The sequence below is a fragment of the Streptomyces sp. NBC_01257 genome (assembly GCF_035917255.1).
Taxonomy (GTDB): Bacteria; Actinomycetota; Actinomycetes; order Streptomycetales; family Streptomycetaceae; genus Streptomyces.
On the sequence record NZ_CP108472.1, the window covers coordinates 3,006,158 to 3,022,996 of the forward strand.

At 73.1% G+C, this 16,839-nt stretch carries 15 protein-coding genes; 6 read left to right on the forward strand and 9 right to left on the reverse strand.

Annotated features, from left to right (window positions below; translation table 11 throughout):
• Window positions 1–38: 38 nt before the first annotated feature.
• From OG408_RS12785 to OG408_RS12810, 6 genes are all read right to left on the reverse strand, one after another.
• A complete protein-coding gene (locus OG408_RS12785) occupies window positions 39–1,163 on the reverse strand; it encodes an RNA polymerase sigma factor (protein WP_323177990.1) in 1,125 nt (374 codons plus the stop codon).
• Window positions 1,164–1,361: 198 nt separating this feature from the next.
• Window positions 1,362–3,263: a DNA primase gene (gene dnaG / locus OG408_RS12790; RefSeq protein WP_266778511.1), complete on the reverse strand. Its 1,902-nt coding sequence runs from the start codon at window positions 3,261–3,263 to the stop codon at window positions 1,362–1,364.
• Between the two features lie 536 nt (window positions 3,264–3,799).
• Window positions 3,800–5,059, reverse strand: a complete 1,260-nt coding sequence (locus OG408_RS12795; protein WP_266778513.1) for an NAD(P)/FAD-dependent oxidoreductase — start codon at window positions 5,057–5,059, stop codon at window positions 3,800–3,802.
• Window positions 5,060–5,212: 153 nt separating this feature from the next.
• Window positions 5,213–6,550 carry a deoxyguanosinetriphosphate triphosphohydrolase gene (locus OG408_RS12800; RefSeq protein ID WP_266778515.1) on the reverse strand — a complete coding sequence of 446 codons (1,338 nt, stop codon included), beginning with the start codon at window positions 6,548–6,550 and terminating at the stop codon, window positions 5,213–5,215.
• 36 nt (window positions 6,551–6,586) lie between these two features.
• Window positions 6,587–7,519 carry a sirohydrochlorin chelatase gene (locus OG408_RS12805; protein WP_285570095.1) on the reverse strand — a complete coding sequence of 311 codons (933 nt, stop codon included), beginning with the start codon at window positions 7,517–7,519 and terminating at the stop codon, window positions 6,587–6,589.
• A gap of 89 nt (window positions 7,520–7,608) precedes the next feature.
• The gene (locus OG408_RS12810; RefSeq protein ID WP_326674526.1) at window positions 7,609–8,424 is read right to left on the reverse strand and encodes a Cof-type HAD-IIB family hydrolase; all 816 of its coding nucleotides are present in this window, start codon (window positions 8,422–8,424) and stop codon (window positions 7,609–7,611) included.
• Window positions 8,425–8,538: 114 nt separating this feature from the next.
• Between OG408_RS12810 and OG408_RS12815 the strand changes: the two genes are divergently transcribed.
• Window positions 8,539–9,270 carry a SanA/YdcF family protein gene (locus OG408_RS12815; protein ID WP_326669919.1) on the forward strand — a complete coding sequence of 244 codons (732 nt, stop codon included), beginning with the start codon at window positions 8,539–8,541 and terminating at the stop codon, window positions 9,268–9,270.
• A 108-nt stretch (window positions 9,271–9,378) separates the two neighbouring features.
• Entirely contained in the window at window positions 9,379–11,541 is a 2,163-nt protein-coding gene (locus tag OG408_RS12820; protein ID WP_326669921.1) for a molybdopterin oxidoreductase family protein, read from the forward strand.
• Here OG408_RS12820 and cutA read toward each other — a convergent pair.
• Window positions 11,493–11,831, reverse strand: coding sequence for a divalent-cation tolerance protein CutA (cutA, locus tag OG408_RS12825; protein WP_266778523.1), 339 nt, complete (start codon window positions 11,829–11,831; stop codon window positions 11,493–11,495). The genes OG408_RS12820 and cutA overlap by 49 nt on opposite strands.
• Before the next feature lie 65 nt (window positions 11,832–11,896).
• Window positions 11,897–12,520, reverse strand: coding sequence for an NADPH-dependent FMN reductase (locus tag OG408_RS12830; protein ID WP_326669922.1), 624 nt, complete (start codon window positions 12,518–12,520; stop codon window positions 11,897–11,899).
• A gap of 77 nt (window positions 12,521–12,597) precedes the next feature.
• Between OG408_RS12830 and OG408_RS12835 the strand changes: the two genes are divergently transcribed.
• The 4 genes from OG408_RS12835 (at window position 12,598) to OG408_RS12850 (ending at window position 15,867) form a co-directional block, all read left to right on the forward strand.
• Window positions 12,598–13,398 (forward strand): aminotransferase class IV family protein, encoded by an 801-nt coding sequence (locus tag OG408_RS12835; protein WP_266778527.1) that lies wholly within the window; start codon window positions 12,598–12,600, stop codon window positions 13,396–13,398.
• Window positions 13,399–13,477: 79 nt separating this feature from the next.
• Complete coding sequence (locus OG408_RS12840; protein ID WP_285570218.1) at window positions 13,478–13,936, forward strand: DUF5990 family protein; 459 nt, start codon at window positions 13,478–13,480, stop codon at window positions 13,934–13,936.
• Window positions 13,937–14,318: 382 nt separating this feature from the next.
• Complete coding sequence (locus tag OG408_RS12845; RefSeq protein ID WP_285570225.1) at window positions 14,319–15,125, forward strand: hypothetical protein; 807 nt, start codon at window positions 14,319–14,321, stop codon at window positions 15,123–15,125.
• A 118-nt stretch (window positions 15,126–15,243) separates the two neighbouring features.
• Window positions 15,244–15,867 carry a class F sortase gene (locus OG408_RS12850; RefSeq protein ID WP_266778529.1) on the forward strand — a complete coding sequence of 208 codons (624 nt, stop codon included), beginning with the start codon at window positions 15,244–15,246 and terminating at the stop codon, window positions 15,865–15,867.
• 15 nt (window positions 15,868–15,882) lie between these two features.
• Here OG408_RS12850 and OG408_RS12855 read toward each other — a convergent pair whose 3' ends face one another.
• Window positions 15,883–16,671 carry a sulfite exporter TauE/SafE family protein gene (locus OG408_RS12855; RefSeq protein ID WP_266778531.1) on the reverse strand — a complete coding sequence of 263 codons (789 nt, stop codon included), beginning with the start codon at window positions 16,669–16,671 and terminating at the stop codon, window positions 15,883–15,885.
• Between the last annotated feature and the right edge of the window lie 168 nt (window positions 16,672–16,839).

The following is a 16,839-nucleotide window of genomic DNA, read 5'->3' on the forward strand; positions in this document are numbered from 1 at the left end:
ACCTCATCCGCGGCTGCCCGGACCCGCGCGCGTGCGCGTCAGTCCAGGTAGCCGCGGAGCTGGTCGGCGAAGGCGTGGTCCCGGAGCTTGCCGAGGGTCTTGGACTCGATCTGGCGGATGCGCTCACGGGTCACCCCGAAGATCCGCCCTATCTCCTCCAGCGTGCGCGGCCGCCCGTCGACCAGCCCGTACCGCAGCTGGACCACCTTGCGCTCGCGCTCGTTGAGCGTGGAGAGCACCGCCTCCAGGTGTTCGCGCAGCAGCAGGAAGGCCGCCGACTCGACCGGGGACGCGGCGTCCCCGTCCTCGATCAGGTCGCCCAGCGAGACGTCGTCCTCCTCGCCCACCGGGGCGTGCAGGGACACCGGTTCCTGGGCCAGGCGCAGCACCTCGCCGACCCGTTCCGGTGTCAGGTCGAGCTGGGCGGCGACCTCCTCGGGCGTCGGCTCGTAGCCGCGCTCCTGGAGCATCCGGCGCTGGACCCGGACGACGCGGTTGATCAGTTCGACGACGTGGACCGGGACCCGGATGGTCCGCGCCTGGTCGGCGAGGGCGCGGGACATGGCCTGCCGGATCCACCACGTCGCGTACGTCGAGAACTTGTAGCCGCGGGCGTAGTCGAACTTCTCGACCGCCCGGATCAGTCCGAGGTTTCCCTCCTGGACCAGGTCCAGCATCGTCAGTCCGCGCCCGACGTAACGCTTGGCCACGGAGACGACGAGGCGCAGGTTGGCCTCGATGAGGCGGCGTTTGGCCATCCGCCCCATGACGACGAGGCGGTCCAGGTCGACGGCGAGGCGGGTGTCCGGGTCCGGGGTGCGGGCCAGGCGCTCCTCCGCGAACAGGCCGGCCTCGACCCGGCGGGCGAGCTCCACCTCGTCGGCTGCGGTGAGCAGCGGGATGCGGCCGATCTCGCGCAGGTACTGGCGGAACAGGTCGGACGACGGTCCGCCGGTCTCCGGACGGCTGCGCGGCTCCGGGGGTTCGGGGAGTTCCTGTTCCTCCATGACGGCCTCGGGCGGGTCCGGTGGCGCTTCGGCTGGTTCCTGCCGTGCGGGCAGGGGTGTCACCGGGTCCGCCGCGGCCTCCGGATGACGCACGGCCCGGGATTGCGCGGGGATTGCCGAGACACGCTCGGTTTCGGTCACGGTCCGGGTCTGCACGGGGGCGACCTCCAGGTGATCGCTGCCGGAGAGCGGGGATGGAGGACCACCGTTCGGTGGACGGGCCGCGCTCCGATGACTCAGGCACCGCCACCCAGTGTGGGGTACGACACACAGCCGCCACGAGGGGCGTGCGGGGACTTTCTGAGTTCGTTCCGTGACCGGGCGGTTACCGGAGCGGAGGACGCCGCGGCGGCGTCAGAGTGCGTCGGCGCCGTTGTTGCGCAGGGACTGGGCGTACTGCTGGAGGACCCAGACCTCGTTCTGCGCGGCGGCCAGGTGGTCCGGGGCGACATTGCTGCCGAGCCGGGCCAGGCTGCCCTGGACCTCGTTGATCCGGCGGTCCACGGCGCGCAGGCGGACGTGGACGAGCTGCTCGCCCGCGTACGCCTCGTCGATGGACTTGCCCCGGAAGACCTCGACCGCGAGCTCCGTGACCAGCTTGCGCACGGTGTCGTTGGGGGTCGCGTCGAGCACCTGGACGAGGTACTCGCGGGTCTCGGGGACGCCCAGCTCCGCGCCGCCCGCCTCCGCGATGCACTGGCGGACCGCGGCGTACGGCGGGGCGGTGAACTCGTCGACCCCGTAGGCGTCGAAGGCCGGGGAGACCAGGGCGGGCTTCTGCAGGGCGAGCTTCAGGAGCTCGCGCTCGGTGCGGTGGGCGGGGCTGCGGAGGTTGAGCGCGGGGCCCGAGGGGGCAACGGGCGCCTGGACCTCCTGGGGCCGGGAGCCGCCGCGGGCGCCCGGTGCGGGCCCCCTCTCGCCCCGGCCGCGGGCCCACTGGGCGAGCTGGTTGACCCGGTGCACGACGTACTCCTGGTCCAGGATGCCGACGAAGCCGGCGAGCTGGACGGCGACCTCACGCTGCACGCTGCCCGTCTTGATCTTGGCGACGACCGGGGCGGCCTCGTCGAGCGCGGCGGCTCGGCCGGCCGGGGTCTCCAGGTCGTAGCGCGCGACGATCTGGCGGAGCGCGAACTCGAAGAGCGGGGTGCGGGGTTCGACCAGGTCGCAGACGGCCTGGTCGCCCTTGGCGAGACGCAGATCGCACGGGTCCATGTTGTCCGGGGCGATCGCGATGTAGGTCTCGGCGGCGAACTTCTGGTCGTCCTCGAAGGCGCGCAGGGCGGCCTTCTGGCCGGCCGCGTCACCGTCGAAGGTGAAGATCACCCGGGCGCTGCCGTTGTCCATCAGGAGGCGGCGCAGGATCTTGATGTGGTCGCCGCCGAACGCCGTGCCGCAGGTGGCGATGGCGGTGGTGATCCCGGCGAGATGGCAGGCCATCACGTCCGTGTAGCCCTCGACGACGACGGCCCGGCTGGACTTCGCGATGTCCTTCTTGGCCAGGTCGATGCCGTACAGCACCTGGGACTTCTTGTAGATCGCGGTCTCGGGGGTGTTGAGGTACTTCGGACCGTTGTCGTCGTCGCGCAGCTTGCGGGCGCCGAAGCCGACGATGTCGCCCGAGGTGTCGCTGATCGGCCACATCAGCCGGCCGCGGAAGCGGTCGATGGGGCCGCGCCTGCCGTCCTGGGAGAGGCCGGAGCCGATCAGCTCCTTGTCGCTGAAGCCCTTGCCGCGCAGATAGCGGGTCAGGTGGTCCCAGCCGGCCGGGCTGTAGCCCACCCCGAAGTGGGCGGCCGCCGCCTGGTCGAAGCCGCGCTCGGCGAGGAACTTACGGCCGATCTCGGCCTCGGGGCCGTCGAGCTGTTCGACGTAGAACTGGGCGGCCGCCTTGTGCGCCTCGACCAGCCTGATCCGCTCACCGCGCTGGTGGGACGGGTTGTACCCGCCCTCCTCGTACCGCAGGGTGATGCCGGCCTTGGCGGCGAGCCGCTCCACGACCTCGGCGAACGTCAGGTGATCGATCTTCTGCACGAAGGCGATCGTGTCGCCGCCCTCCTGGCAGCCGAAGCAGTGGAAGAGGCCCTTGCTCGGGCTGACCTGGAAGGAGGGGGACTTCTCGTCGTGGAAGGGGCAGAGGCCCTTGAGGTTTCCGCCGCCCGCGTTGCGCAGCTGGAGGTACTCGGAAACGACGGCGTCGATCGGGACCGCGTCCCGGACCGCCTTCACGTCGTCGTCATTGATCCTGCCTGCCACGCGTGAAGTCTACGGGTGAGCTACGACAACCGACGCCGGGTGCGGGGTGCGGGGTGCTGTGGTGCGGGGTGCTGTGGTGCGGGGTTCCGTCCTCAATCGCCGGACGGGCTTGTTGGTGCGGGTTCCCCGCGACCCGGGGCGCCTGCCCCGGTGGGTGGGGGTCCGGTGCCCCTCCGGGGCGTCTCCTCAAACGACGAACGTTTCCAGTCCCACGCGGCGGGAGCCCGGAATCCGTTCGTCGTCCTGCGGGGACTCCCCTGCACGGCCCCGGACCCGGCCGCCTTGCGTCTGCGGCGTTCGTGTCGCCGGTGTTCAGACGCACGTCAGAGTGGGTGGGGGCGTGCAGGGGCGTCCCCGCAGAAAAATGGCGTAATACCCGGCCCCCGCAACGTCTCCGGTTGCCACGCCAGTTTTTGAGGAGACGCCCCGGAGGGCCCCCACCCCCACCCACCGGACAAGGGCGAACCGGCGGGGGACCCGCACACAAGCCCGTCCGGCGATTGAGGACGGAACCCCGCACCACGGACCGGCACCGTTCAGATCAGGGACTCCAGGGGGACGGACGGGTCGGCGAGGGCGTCCGGGTCTACCGGCTGGGCGGCCCGGATCAGTTCCTGCACGGTTTCCGTGACGTCCCACACGTTCACGTTCATCCCGGCGAGCACCTTGCGGTCCTTCAGCCAGAACGCGATGAACTCGCGCTTGCCCGCGTCGCCGCGGATCACGACCTGGTCGTAGCTGCCGGGCGGCGCCCAGCCCGAGTACTCGAGGCCGAGGTCGTACTGGTCGGAGAAGAAGTACGGCACCCGGTCGTAGGAGACCTCCTGGCCGAGCATGGCGCGGGCCGCCGCCGGTCCGCTGTTCAGCGCGTTGGCCCAGTGCTCCACCCGCAGACGGGTGCCGAGCAGCGGGTGGGCCACGTTGGCCACGTCACCGGCGGCGAAGATGTGCGGGTCGCTGGTGCGCAGCGAGGCGTCCACGGCGATGCCGCCGCCCTGGGCGCGCGGGACGGTCTCCAGCCCGGCGGCCTCGGCGAGGGCGGCCCGCGGGGCCGCGCCGATCGCGGCGAGGACGTCGTGGGCGGGGTGCTCCTCGCCGTCGTCGGTGCGGACCGCGAGGACCATGCCGTCCTGGCCGACGATCTCGGTGAGCCGGCCGCCGAAGTGGAAGCGGACGCCGTGGTCGCTGTGCAGGTCGGTGAAGATCTGGCCGAGCTCGGGGCCGATGACGCGGAGCAGCGGGGTGGCCTCCGGTTCGACGACGGTGACCTCGGCGCCGTAGCCGCGGGCCGCCGCCGCGACCTCCAGGCCGATCCAGCCGGCCCCGGCGATCACCAGGTGGCCGTTGTCGCGGCCGAGCGCGGCGAGGACGTTGCGCAGCCGGTCGGCGTGGGCCAGGCGGCGCAGATGGTGGACGCCCGCCAGGCCGGTGCCGGGGATGTCGAGGCGGCGCGGTTCGGCGCCGGTGGCCAGCAGCAGCTTGTCGTAGTGGATGACCGTGCCGTCGCCGAGCTCCACGGAGCGGGCCTCACGGTTCAGTGCGGTGACGGGCTGGCCGAGGTGGAGTTCGACGTCGGCCCCCGCGTACCAGGCGGTCTCGTGGACGAAGACGCTGTCGCGGTCCTCCTTCCCGGCCAGGTATCCCTTGGACAGCGGTGGACGTTCGTACGGGTGGTCGCGTTCGTCGCCGATCAGGATGACCCGGCCGCTGAACCCCTCCGACCGGAGCGTCTCCGCTGCCTTCGCTCCGGCCAGTCCTCCGCCGACAATGACGAACGTCCGATGTGCGTCGACCACTTGATGCCTCCTCGGTGCTTGCTGCACGGCGCCAACTGCGAGCGTCCCGCACGCAGCGTGATGGCGAAAGGGGGTGTGACCCGATCAGGTCACGCCCCGTGATCATGGGCCGGTGTGCCGGCCGGGGCCCGCACACCTGGAGCAGGGCTGCCCTCAGCCGCGCGGAGCGGTGAGCGAGAGGTGCAGGGTACGGGCCGAGGCGTCGGTCAGGGCGGCGATCTGGTCGACCAGGACCCGCTTGCGGGCCCGGTCGTCGGGGGCCGCCTCGTAGAGCGCGCGCAGCTGGGGCTCCAGTCCCTCCGGTGCCCGGGCGGTCAGGGCGGCGGCCAGTTCGGCGATGATGATGCGCTGGTCGGCGCGGATCGCCTCCTGTTCGGCGCGCTGCATGACGTACCGGTCGGCGACCGCCTTGAGGACCGCGCATTCGTGGCGGGCCTCGCGGGGGACGACGAGCTCGGCCGCGTATCTGCCCAGGCGCCCGGTGCCGTGAGCCTGCCGGGTCGCGCTCTCGGCGGCGAGGCAGAAACGGCCGATCAGCTGGCTGGTCGCGTCCTTGAGCCGGGCCTGGGCGACGGCCGATCCGTCGTAGCCGTGCGGCCACCAGTCCTGGCCGATCAGGCGGTCCAGGGCGTCGGACAGTTCCTGCGGATCGGTGTCCGCCGGGACGTACCGTCCGATGGCGACGGCCCAGATCTCCTGGCGCTCCGGTTCGGCGTCGAGGCAGTTGGGGTCGATGTGGCCGGCGTGCAGCCCGTCCTCGAAGTCGTGCACCGAGTACGCCACGTCGTCGGACCAGTCCATCACCTGGGCCTCGAAGCACTTGCGGTCCTGCGGGGCGCCCTTGCGGAACCAGTGGAAGACCGGCAGGTCGTCCTCGTACACCCCGAACTTCGGTGAGCCGGGGTCGGTGGGGTGGGCGCCCCGGGGCCAGGGGTACTTCGTGGCGGCGTCGAGCGCGGCGCGGGTGAGGTTGAGTCCGACGCTGGCCGGCTCACCGGTGCGGGTGTCGGGGACGAAGCGCTTGGGTTCGAGCCGGGTCAGCAGCCGCAGCGACTGGGCGTTGCCCTCGAATCCACCGCAGTCGGAGGCGAAGTCGTTGAGCGCCTGTTCGCCGTTGTGCCCGAAGGGCGGGTGGCCCATGTCGTGGGAGAGGCAGGCCGTCTCGACCAGGTCGGGGTCGCAGCCGAGCGCGGCGCCGAGTTCCCGGCCGACCTGGGCGCACTCCAGCGAGTGTGTGAGCCGGGTCCGCGGGCTGGCGTCCCAGGCGTGACTGCGGGTGCCGGGGGTGACGACCTGGGTCTTCCCGGCGAGTCTGCGCAGCGCGGCGGAGTGCAGCACCCGGGCGCGGTCGCGCTGGAAGGCGGTGCGTCCCGGCCGTTTGTCCGGTTCGGTGTCCCAGCGCTCGGCGTCGGCGGCACCGTAGGGAGCCGTGCCGGGGTCCTGCGTGCCGTACGTACTGTCCGTGCCGTCGAAGCCGTCGATGCCGTCCATGGGGTCGACAGTAATCGGCCGCGCCGACAGGAAGGCTCAGGCAGAGGCCAGGAATCGTGTGTTCATCAGGCTTTCGTGTGCGGCCGCCCGTGCCTGGTCGTAGCGGTGCAGGAGCAGTCGTGCCATCGCCGGGTGGGCGCCGAGCGGGGCGGCGGCGATCCAGGGGGCGGCCCCTGCCGCGGCGGACGCGAAGCGTCCGGGGGCGGTGAAGTACGAGGCGACGGCGACCCGTCGGCGGCCTCGGGCGGCCAGGGCGCGCAGGGCGGCCGGGACGGTCGGTGTCGCCGCGGAGGCGTACGCGGGCACGACGGGCACCCCGCCGAGCCGCTCGCTGAGCAGCTGCGCCGTGCGGCGCGTGCCGGCGGCCGATTCGGGGTCCCGCGATCCGGCGGCGGCCAGCACCACGGCGCTGTCGCGGCTCCCGTCGTCCGAGGGGCGCCAGCCCGCCTCGGCGAGCCGGCCGTGGAGCGCCTCGACCAGCAGCGGGTGCGGTCCGAGGGGGCCAGCGGTGCGGGTGCGCAGGGCGGGTGCGCCGGCGACGGCCTCCGGGATGTCCTGCTTCACGTGGTAGCCGCGGCCGAGCAGCAGCGGCACGAGGACCGCCTCGCCGCTGCCCAGGGTGTGCAGGGTCTGCGGGAGGAGGGGTTCGTTGAGCTCGATGTGGCCGAGCCGGACGTCGAGCCCCGGCCGCAGCTCCCGTACCCGGTCCAGGAGTTCCGTCACCGTGTGCAGCGCCCGCGGGTCCCGGCTGCCGTGCGCGACGGCGACGAGGGCGGGGGCGGCGGGGGTCAGCGGGCTCACGTTGCGGTGCGGGGGCTGCTGCCGGGTGCGGTGCATGGGCCGTCGGGTTCCGTTCAGGGAGACGAGGCTGAGCTGGGTGCCGAGCTGTGCGGTGATGCGGGTCAACATTTGCGCCGTGCTGTCGAGAGGCGGGGACTCCTGGGGGTTTTCCGGTGCCGACTCCGTCATGGACCGATGGTGCCGGGTGCAGGTTGCCGCCTCGTTGCGCGCCGGTCACGGGCGTTTTCCGCCGCCTCACCGGCGGCTCCTGGCCGCTGTCAGGTCGCGGGTTCGGGCCGTACCCGCGAGGCGAAGAGCCGCTCGATGACGTCGGCGACCCCGTCCTCCTCGTTGGTGGCGGTGTGCACCGGCACGGCGGCGAGCACGGCCGGGTGGGCGTTGGCCATGGCGTAGCCGGTGCCGGCCCAGGCGAGGACGGTGAGGTCGTTGGGCATGTCGCCGAAGGCGATGACCTCGCCGGCTTCGATGCCCCGCCCGGCGCAGAGCGCTGCCAGGGTGCCGGCCTTGGTGACGCCCGGCGCGCTGATCTCCAGCAGGCCGCGCCCGCCCGAGTGGGTGAGCTGCACCTCGTCGCCCGCGCCCTGCCGGACGGCGGCCAGCAGGGTGTCGGCGTCGAGCCGGTCCGACCAGGCGAGCAGCTTGGTGACGGGGGCCTCGGTCAGCCACAGGTCGGCGAGGGAGGGGACGGGGAGTTCGGCGCCGACGTCCTCGGACATGCGCAGCCGGTAGGCGGGTTCGTACAGCACCTGGTTGCCGGTCTCCAGGGCGAAGCCGATCCCGGGGATCACGGCGGCGATTGCGGTGGCGACCCGCTGGGCGGTGGTGAGGGGCAGGACGCGGGAGGAGACGACGGTGCGGGTCGCGATGTCGTAGACGAGGGCGCCGTTGCTGCACACCGCGGTGCCCAGCAGGCCGGTGGCCTCGGCGAGCCGGTCGACGAAGCGGGGCGGCCTCGCGGTGACGATGACGATCTCCGCGCCGGCGTCCTCCGCCGTGCGCAGGGCTCTCAGGGTGCGCGGCGAGAGGGTGCCGTCGTTACGGAGCAGGGTGCCGTCCAGATCGGACGCGATCAGCCGGGGAAGCAACATCGGCCGATGCTACCGACAGCCCTGGCGGAGAACCGTTTCGGCCGTCTGCTCGTCAAGCGAGGGGGACGGTACGACACGACAAAAGGGATGGGGGCTCCGATGCGGCTGAGGCCACGGAGCGGAGGGGCGGTGCTGGCGCGGCTGCGGAGGGCCGCCCGGTTGCGGCCGCGGCTGCCGCGGACCCGGCGGGGGCGGCGGCGGGCCGTGCAGGGCGTGATGGCCGCCTGTGTGCTCGCGCTGGCTCCGGCCACCTGGATGCACACGGTCGCGGACGCCCGGGTCAGGACCGCGGCGGACGTGCCCGCGCAGCAGGTCGCGGTGGTGTTCGGGGCGGGGCTGTGGGACGGGAAGCCGTCCCCGTACCTCGCGAACCGGCTGCGGACCGCGGCCGGGCTCTACCGGGACGGGAAGGTGAAGGTCGTGCTGGTGACCGGTGACAACAGCCGGAAGGAGTACGACGAGCCGGACGCGATGCGCACCTTCCTCGTCGCGCACGGCGTGCCGGACACCAGGATCGTCAGCGACTTCGCCGGCTTCGACACCTGGGACTCGTGCGTGCGGGCCAGGAAGATCTTCGGGGTGGACCGGGCGGTGCTGGTGAGCCAGGGCTTCCACATCCGGCGCGCGATCGCGCTGTGCCGGGCGGCGGGCATCGACGCGTACGGCGTCGGGGTCGACGCCGTACACGATGTGACCTGGTACTACGGCGGCACCCGGGAGGTTTTCGCGGCAGGGAAGGCGGCCCTGGACGCCCTGTTCACCCCGGACCCGCACTTCCTGGGGCCGCGGGAGACGGGCGTGACGCGGGCCCTCGCCGAGGCCGCCCGGTGACCGTGCGGCCGCACCTCACCGCCGGGTGCCGGGCGGGCTGAGGTGCGCGTACCGGCGGTGTAACCGGGAGCGGGCGTCCGTGTAACACCCGGCTCGCAGGCTGGGGGCATGACCAGCACCCCGGCCGCCGCCACCGCGACCCACTGCCCGTACTGCGCGCTGCAGTGCGGCATGAACCTGCGCCCGGCCGCCGGTGACGCGGTCGTCGAGGTGGAGGAGCGCACCTCCTTCCCGGTGAACCGGGGCGCGCTCTGCGGCAAGGGCCGGTCGGCGCCCGCCGTGCTCTCCTCGGCCGTACGGCTGACCGGGCCGCTGGTACGCGATGCGGTGAGCGGGCGGCTGGAGCCGGCCGGGTGGGACGAGGCGCTGGCCCGGATCGCCGACGGGATGCGGGGGACGCGCGCACGGCACGGGGCCGACGCGGTCGGGGTGTTCGGCGGCGGCGGGCTGACCAACGAGAAGGCGTACGCACTCGGGAAGTTCGCCCGGGTGGTGCTCGGCACCTCGCAGATCGACTACAACGGACGGTTCTGCATGTCGTCGGCGGCCGCCGCGCACCAGCGGGCCTTCGGGCTCGACCGCGGGCTGCCGTTCCCGCTGGAGGACATACCGCGCACCGGGTGCGTGATCCTGGTGGGCTCCAACCTCGCGGAGACGATGCCGCCCGCGCTGCGCTATCTGACCGAGCTGCGCGAGAACGGCGGCCGGCTGATCGTCATCGACCCGCGCCGCACCCGGACCGCCGAGCAGGCGGACCTCCATCTGGCACCCCGGCCCGGCACCGATCTGGCGCTGGCGCTCGGCATGCTGCACCTGGTGGTGGCGCAGGGGCGGGTGGACGAGGAGTTCGTCCGGGAGCGCACCAGCGGCTGGGACGAGGCGCGGGCCGGGGTGATGGCCCACTGGCCGGAGCTGGTGGAGCGGCTGACGGGGGTTCCGGTGCCGCAGCTGCGGACGGCCGTGGAGCTGTTCTGTGACGCGCCGAGCGGCATGGTGCTGACCGCGCGCGGACCCGAGCAGCAGGCCAAGGGCACGGACACGGTCGGCGCCTGGATCAACTTCGCGCTGGCCACCGGGCGCGCGGGCCGTCCGCTGTCCGGCTACGGCTGTCTGACCGGGCAGGGCAACGGCCAGGGCGGCCGCGAGCACGGCCAGAAGGCCGATCAGCTGCCCGGCTACCGCAAGCTCACCGATCCGGCGGCGCGCCGCCATGTCGCCGGGGTGTGGGGAGTCGACCCCGACTCGCTGCCGGGGCCGGGGCGCAGCGCCTACGAGCTGCTGGACGCGCTGGGCACCGATGTGCGGGCGCTGCTGGTGATGGGGTCGAACCCGGTGGTGTCGGCGCCGCACGCGGGGCATGTGGAGGAGCGGCTGCGGTCGCTGGACTTCCTCGCGGTCGCCGATGTGGTGCTGTCGGAGACGGCCGCCCTGGCCGATGTGGTGCTGCCGGTGACGCAGTGGGCCGAGGAGACCGGGACGACCACCAGTCTGGAGGGCAGGGTGCTGCTGCGCCGGCGCGCGGTCGAGGCGCCCGACGGCGTGCGCAGTGATCTGGAGGTGCTGAACGGGCTGGCCGCCCTCCTCGGCCACGGGAAGGGTTTCCCGGCCGCCCCGGAGGAGGTCTTCGACGAGCTGCGGCGGGCCTCGGCAGGCGGCCCCGCGGACTACGCGGGCATCACGTACGAGCGGATCGCGGCCGAGGACGGGGTGTTCTGGCCGTGCCCGGACACCGCGCACGCCGGTACGCCGCGGCTGTTCCTCGACCGGTTCGCGACGGACGACGGGCGGGCCCGGTTCGTTCCCGTGACGCACCGGCCGGCCGCGGAGGAGACGGACGCGGAGTACCCGGTGGTGCTGACCACGGGCCGGGTCGTCGCCCAGTACCAGTCGGGGGCGCAGACCCGCCGGGTGGCGGAGCTGAACGCCGCGGCCCCGGGCCCCTTCGTGGAGCTCCATCCGCGGCTCGCGGAGCGGATCGGGGTGGCCGAGGGCGATCCGGTCGCGGTCACCTCACGCCGGGGCCGGGCGGTGGCGCCCGCGCGGATCACCGGGACGATCCGGCAGGACACCGTGTTCATGCCGTTCCACTGGGCGGGTGAGGGCAGGGCCAACACCCTGACCAATCCGGCGCTCGACCCGGTGTCGCGGATGCCGGAGTTCAAGGTGTGCGCGGTGCGGCTGGAGGCTCTGGCCACCGCCCCCGTCACCGCCCCCGTCACCACTCAGAGCGAGGTGACCGGGGCCGTCTCCGCCGAGACCCAGCCGAGGTAGCGGGCGCTGCCCCGGACCACCGGCAGGGCGATGATCTCCGGGGTGTCGTAGTCGTGCGTCTCCTGGAGGTAGGCCTCCAGCTCCTCGTACCGCTCGGCCGTCGTCTTGAGGAAGAGCTGCCACTCCTCGGTGGTCTCGATGGCGTTCTGCCACCGGTAGACCGAGGTGACGGGTGCGGAGATCTGCACGCAGGCGGCGAGCCTCGCCTCCACCGCGCCCTGCGCCAGCAGCTGGGCCTTCTCCTCGCTGTCCGTCGTGGTCAGCACGGTCAGCCATGCGGGCGGTGTCACCGTCGGTCTCCTCGCGGTCGTCGGGGCTCTGCCCCGATTGTCGGGCAGAGCGTCCCGATGCGCAGTCAGCCGCCGTACGGATGGACCGCCTTCGCGTCCCGCAGTGCCCGGCCCCACCAGACCAGCTGGTCGAGGAGCGTCTTCGCCGCGGCGTCGGGGCCCGCCGGGTCCTTGTGCCGGCCCTCGTCGTCGAAGAGGGCGCCGGCGTTGTGGAAGGAGACGGTGTCGCGGATCGAGGCGGTGTGCAGTTCGGCGAAGACCTGCCGCAGGTGCTCGACCGCGCGCAGCCCTCCGGAGACCCCGCCGTAGGAGACGAAGGCGACGGGCTTGGCCTGCCATTCGGCGCGGTGCCAGTCGATGAGGTTCTTGAGCGGGGCCGGGTAGGAGTGGTTGTACTCCGGGGTGATGACGACGAAGGCGTCGGCGTCCGCCAGCCGTCCCGAGACCTCCGCCAGCAGGGCCTGGTCCTCGGGGCCGGGCCGGTAGGAGAGGGCGGTCGGGAGTTCGAGCGCGGCGACGTCGACCAGGTCGGTCGCGATGTCGGGACGCTCGTCGGTGCGGGAGCGGAACCAGTCGGCGACGACGGGCGCGAACCGGCCCTCGCGGTTGCTGGCGAGGATGACCGCGACCTTCAGCGGGGCAGTCGCGGACAGAGCGGTGGCCGTGGTTGCGGCAGTGGTGAGGTCCATGGCAAGAGGCTCGTACATCAACCGCGCTTGAGGTCAAGCGGCCCGCCTCGCGCGCGGGTCGGCATACGGTGGACGGCATGACGAATCCAGCAGCGGCGGCGTTCCCGTACGCCGAGTTCGACGGGCGTCCGGCCACCGAGGACGATCTGCGGACGGCCGCCCTCTTCCCCTACGGCCATTTCACGGCGATGCAGATCAGGGACGGCCGGGTGCGCGGCCTGGACCTGCATCTGGAGCGGCTCGGCTCCGCGAACCGGGAGCTCTTCGAACTCCCCCTGGACGGCGGCCCGGTGCGTGAGCTCGTCCGGCACGCGCTGCGGGGCGCGGGGGTGGCGGACGCCTCGGTGCGGGTGGTCGGGACGAGGCCGCCGGGCGCCACCGGGACGACCGTGATGGTCACGGTGCGCGAGCCGGCCCGGATGACGTCCGAGCCGCGGAGTCTGATGTCCGTCCCGTACGCGCGCACCGCGCCGCACCTCAAGCGCCCCGGGGACTTCGGGCAGATGTACTACGGGGATCTCGCCCGCCGGGCGGGTTTCGACGATGCGCTGCTGACCCTGCCGGACGGTGCGGTGACCGAGGGCTCCATCACCAACATCGGTTTCTGGGACGGCACTTCGGTGATCTGGCCGCAGGCCCCCGCACTGCTGGGCATCACCATGGCGCTGCTGGAGCGGGAGCTGCCGGGCACGGGCGTGCGCTCGCTGCGCCGGCCGGTGACGAAGGACGGACTGGCGGCCTACCGCTCGGCGTTCGTCACCAACTCGCAGGGCATGGCACCGGTCGCCCGGATCGACGACACGGTGTTCACGGTCGACGAGGAGCTGATGAAGCGGCTCGGCGCCGCGTACGAGGCCGCCCCCTGGGACACCGTCTGACCGCCCGGACACCCGGCGGGCCGCCGCGGGGGTGGACCATGGACCCATGCAGAACTCCAGCGAAGGGCCGCGCTCGCGCATGCAGATCCACATCGAGGGGGCACAACTGCCCGGGCTCGCCTGCGCTCCCGGCGGCGACTTCGCGGGCCGCGAGAACATCCACGTGGGCGTGCAGCGCAAGGACCGGCCCGGCGAACTCCTCGATCTGCGCCCCGGCGACTCCGTCACCGTCCGCTGGACCCTGGAGTGCACCGCCGTCGCGGGGGCGGACGGCGTCGAGGTGAGCGGGCCGTACGTACAGAACCGGCTCGGCGGGAGATTCGTGTACCTGTCGTGGGGCACGGTCGACGCGGACGGGCTGTTCTCCATGTTCCGGCGGGCCAAGCTGATGTTCGCCGACATCGAGGAAGCCGTTCTGGAGCGGGCCGTGCACTCGGGGCACCTCACCGCCCGGCTGCCGCTCTCCGACGACAGGGGCCTGCCACTCTGCGGCCGGGTCAGGCCGCCCGTCATCAGCTGGTCCGCCGCTCCGGCCTGAGGGGACGCCCTCGGCACAGGACGAACCGCCTTCACCGGACCCAGGGGGGGCGGGTCCGGTGAAGGCGGTGGCCGGGGGCGGCTGTGCGCACCGTCCCGTGGGGGGTGTGCTTCATGTGCCCGGCGATGCGCGGGTCATGCGTGTGACGTGCACCACTTTTCCCGCGGCGGTCGTCACCCGATCGGCACCGGACACCGAAGGACGGCCCCCCTCCCCCGTCACCGCCGCCGTGACCTGCGCACATGCGGTGTGGCAAGGAGGCGGCGCCGGTCCGATCGGGTGAAAGCTGACTTGGTGTCAGCAGGCATGGGTGGCGGGGCGGCCGTTAGCTCGGAACCAGGACACACCAGCCCGGCGCCATCCCCGCTCGGAGGAACCCCCCATGCGCAGTCCTGCTCGCCTCGTGACCGGCACCGCCGCCGCGGCCCTCGCCGCTGCCGCGTTCGGCCTCAGTGCCGCCGCCCCGTCCGCGTACGGGGACGAAGCGGCGCCACTGGAGATCACTCCCGCGAGCGCCGCCCCGGGCGCGACGGTCACCGTGAACACCACCGCCTGCGGCGGCGACACCGGCGCCACCGGTGACGCGAGCGCCCTGGACGCCTCCGAGTTCGCGCTGGCCCCGGCCACGCTCAAGGAGGTCCTGGCCGGTTCGTTCAAGGTGCCGGGCAATGTCGAGCCGGGCCCGTACAGCATCGACGTGGCCTGCGAGAACGGCAAGCAGGCCACCGGTGAGATCGAGGTGAGGGCCGCGGGCACCACGGGCGCGGACAGCGCTCCCGGGTCCTCGGACGAGGACTCCCCGGCCGGTGCCGGTCTGCCGTCGGACCTGTACGACACCGAGGAGTACGACTCCACCGGGCTCGACGAGGCCGAGGCGTCCGGTGCGGCTCTCGTGCCGGACGCGCCCTCCCTCGCGGACGACTCCGCCCGCAGCAAGCCGCCGCGCCCCTCGGAGCGGCCGAGCGCGCCCGGGCGCACCAGCCCGCCCGACGGCTACGAGACCCCCTCCGGCCACCGCACCTCGGCCGCACCCACCGCCCCCACGGGGCATGTGAAGACCGGTGTCGGCGGCAGCGTCGGACCGGACACCACCCAGATCGCGGCGGGAGCCGGCGTTCTCGCCGCGACCGCCGTCGGCGGAGCCTGGCTCCTGCGTCGCCGGGCGAGCGGCACGCAGGACGACAGCTGACGGAGACTTCCATCTCTCCGTACCGCCTGGTTTCCGTCCCGGTGGCCCCGCGCCACCGGGACGGGACCGTTCTCGTCCGGGGCCGGTCCGTCCGGCCCCCGTCACCCGGAGGACGACCGTGTCCCAGAAGGCCAAGGGCTGGCTGCTCGTCGTCGCGGCGCTGGCCGGTCTCTGGCTGGTCCGGAACGGCGCCGACACCCGGCTGACCCCGCCGGCCCCGTCCTCCGCCGACGCCTTCGCCGCCGGGCCCGGACTGCTGCCCGGCTCCCCGGTCGCCGAGCCGCTGCGGCCATCCGCGCCCGTGCGCATCAGGATTCCCAGCATCCGGGTGGACGCCCCGATGATGCGGCTGGGGCTCGGGGCGGACGGCAGCCTCGACGTACCGCCGGCCGGGAACACCGACATCGTCGGCTGGTACAAGGACGGCACCCCGCCCGGCGCCAGGGGCACGGCGATCGTGGCCGGTCATGTGGACAACGCCCAGGGCCCGTCGGTCTTCTACGACCTGGGGTCCATGAAGAAGGGCAGCACGGTCGAGGTCCTGCGGCAGGACGGCCGCACCGCCGTCTTCTCGCTCGACGCGATCGAGGTCTACGACAGCGAGGACTTCCCCGACCAGCGGGTGTACGGGGCCTCGGAGCACGCCTCGCTGCGGCTGATCACCTGCGGCGGCGGATTCTCCGAGTCGACGGGGTACGAGGGCAACGTGGTGGCGTACGCCCACCTCACCGGCGTGCGCTGAGGGGCCCTGCGACGCTCAGGCGTGCCACTGGTCGAAGGCGAGCTTCGCGACCAGGGAGAAGACGACCACCAGCAGCACCCCGCGGACGAACTCGCTGCCCTTGCGCAGCGCCATCCTCGCCCCGAACAGGCCGCCCGCCAGGTTGAACACCGCCATCAGCGCGGCCAGCTGCCACAGCACGTTGCCCTGGTAGGCGAACATCGCCAGGGCGCCGCCGTTGGTGCAGACGTTGACGATCTTGGCGGTGGCGGAGGCCGTCACCAGGTCGAGGTGGAGCACCGCGGTGAGCGCCAGCACGAGGAAGGTGCCGGTGCCCGGTCCGAACAGTCCGTCGTACAGGCCGATGCCGCCGCCCACCAGGACGATCGCGGTGACGGTACGGGCCCGGGTGACCCCGGGCGCCGTGCCGTCCGCGGCGGACCGGCCGAACTGGGGCCGCAGCATCACGAACGCGGCGACGGCCACCAGCACCACCATGATCACCGGGCGCAGCACCTCGCTGCTGATCCCGGCGGCGAAGAACGCGCCGGTCATCGATCCGGCCAGGGCGGCGAGCCCGATCCGTATCGCCGTGCCGACCTTCACCGGGGCCTTGCGCGCATAGGTGACGGCGGCGCCCGAGGTGCCGACGATGGCGACCGCCTTGTTGGTGCCGAGGATCTGGGCGGCCGGGAGGTGCGGCAGGCCGAGCAGCAGCGCGGGCAGCAGGAGGAGCCCGCCACCTCCGACCACGGCGTCGATCCAGCCGGCCGCGGCCGCGGCGAGGCACAGTACGACCAGGGTGGTCAGGGTGATGTCAGGCATGATCCCGACCCTAAGGAAACGGCTCGTGTCGCGTCCAACCGCTGCCGGATTCTTGAGCCAACCCTGAGCTTGCCGCCGTCGTCCCGCCCTCACAGACGCCTTGCGCGGGCGCTGAGCGCAAGGTTCCTCCCGGGAAACAGAGGGGATCCGGACGGGTAACACCCTCCG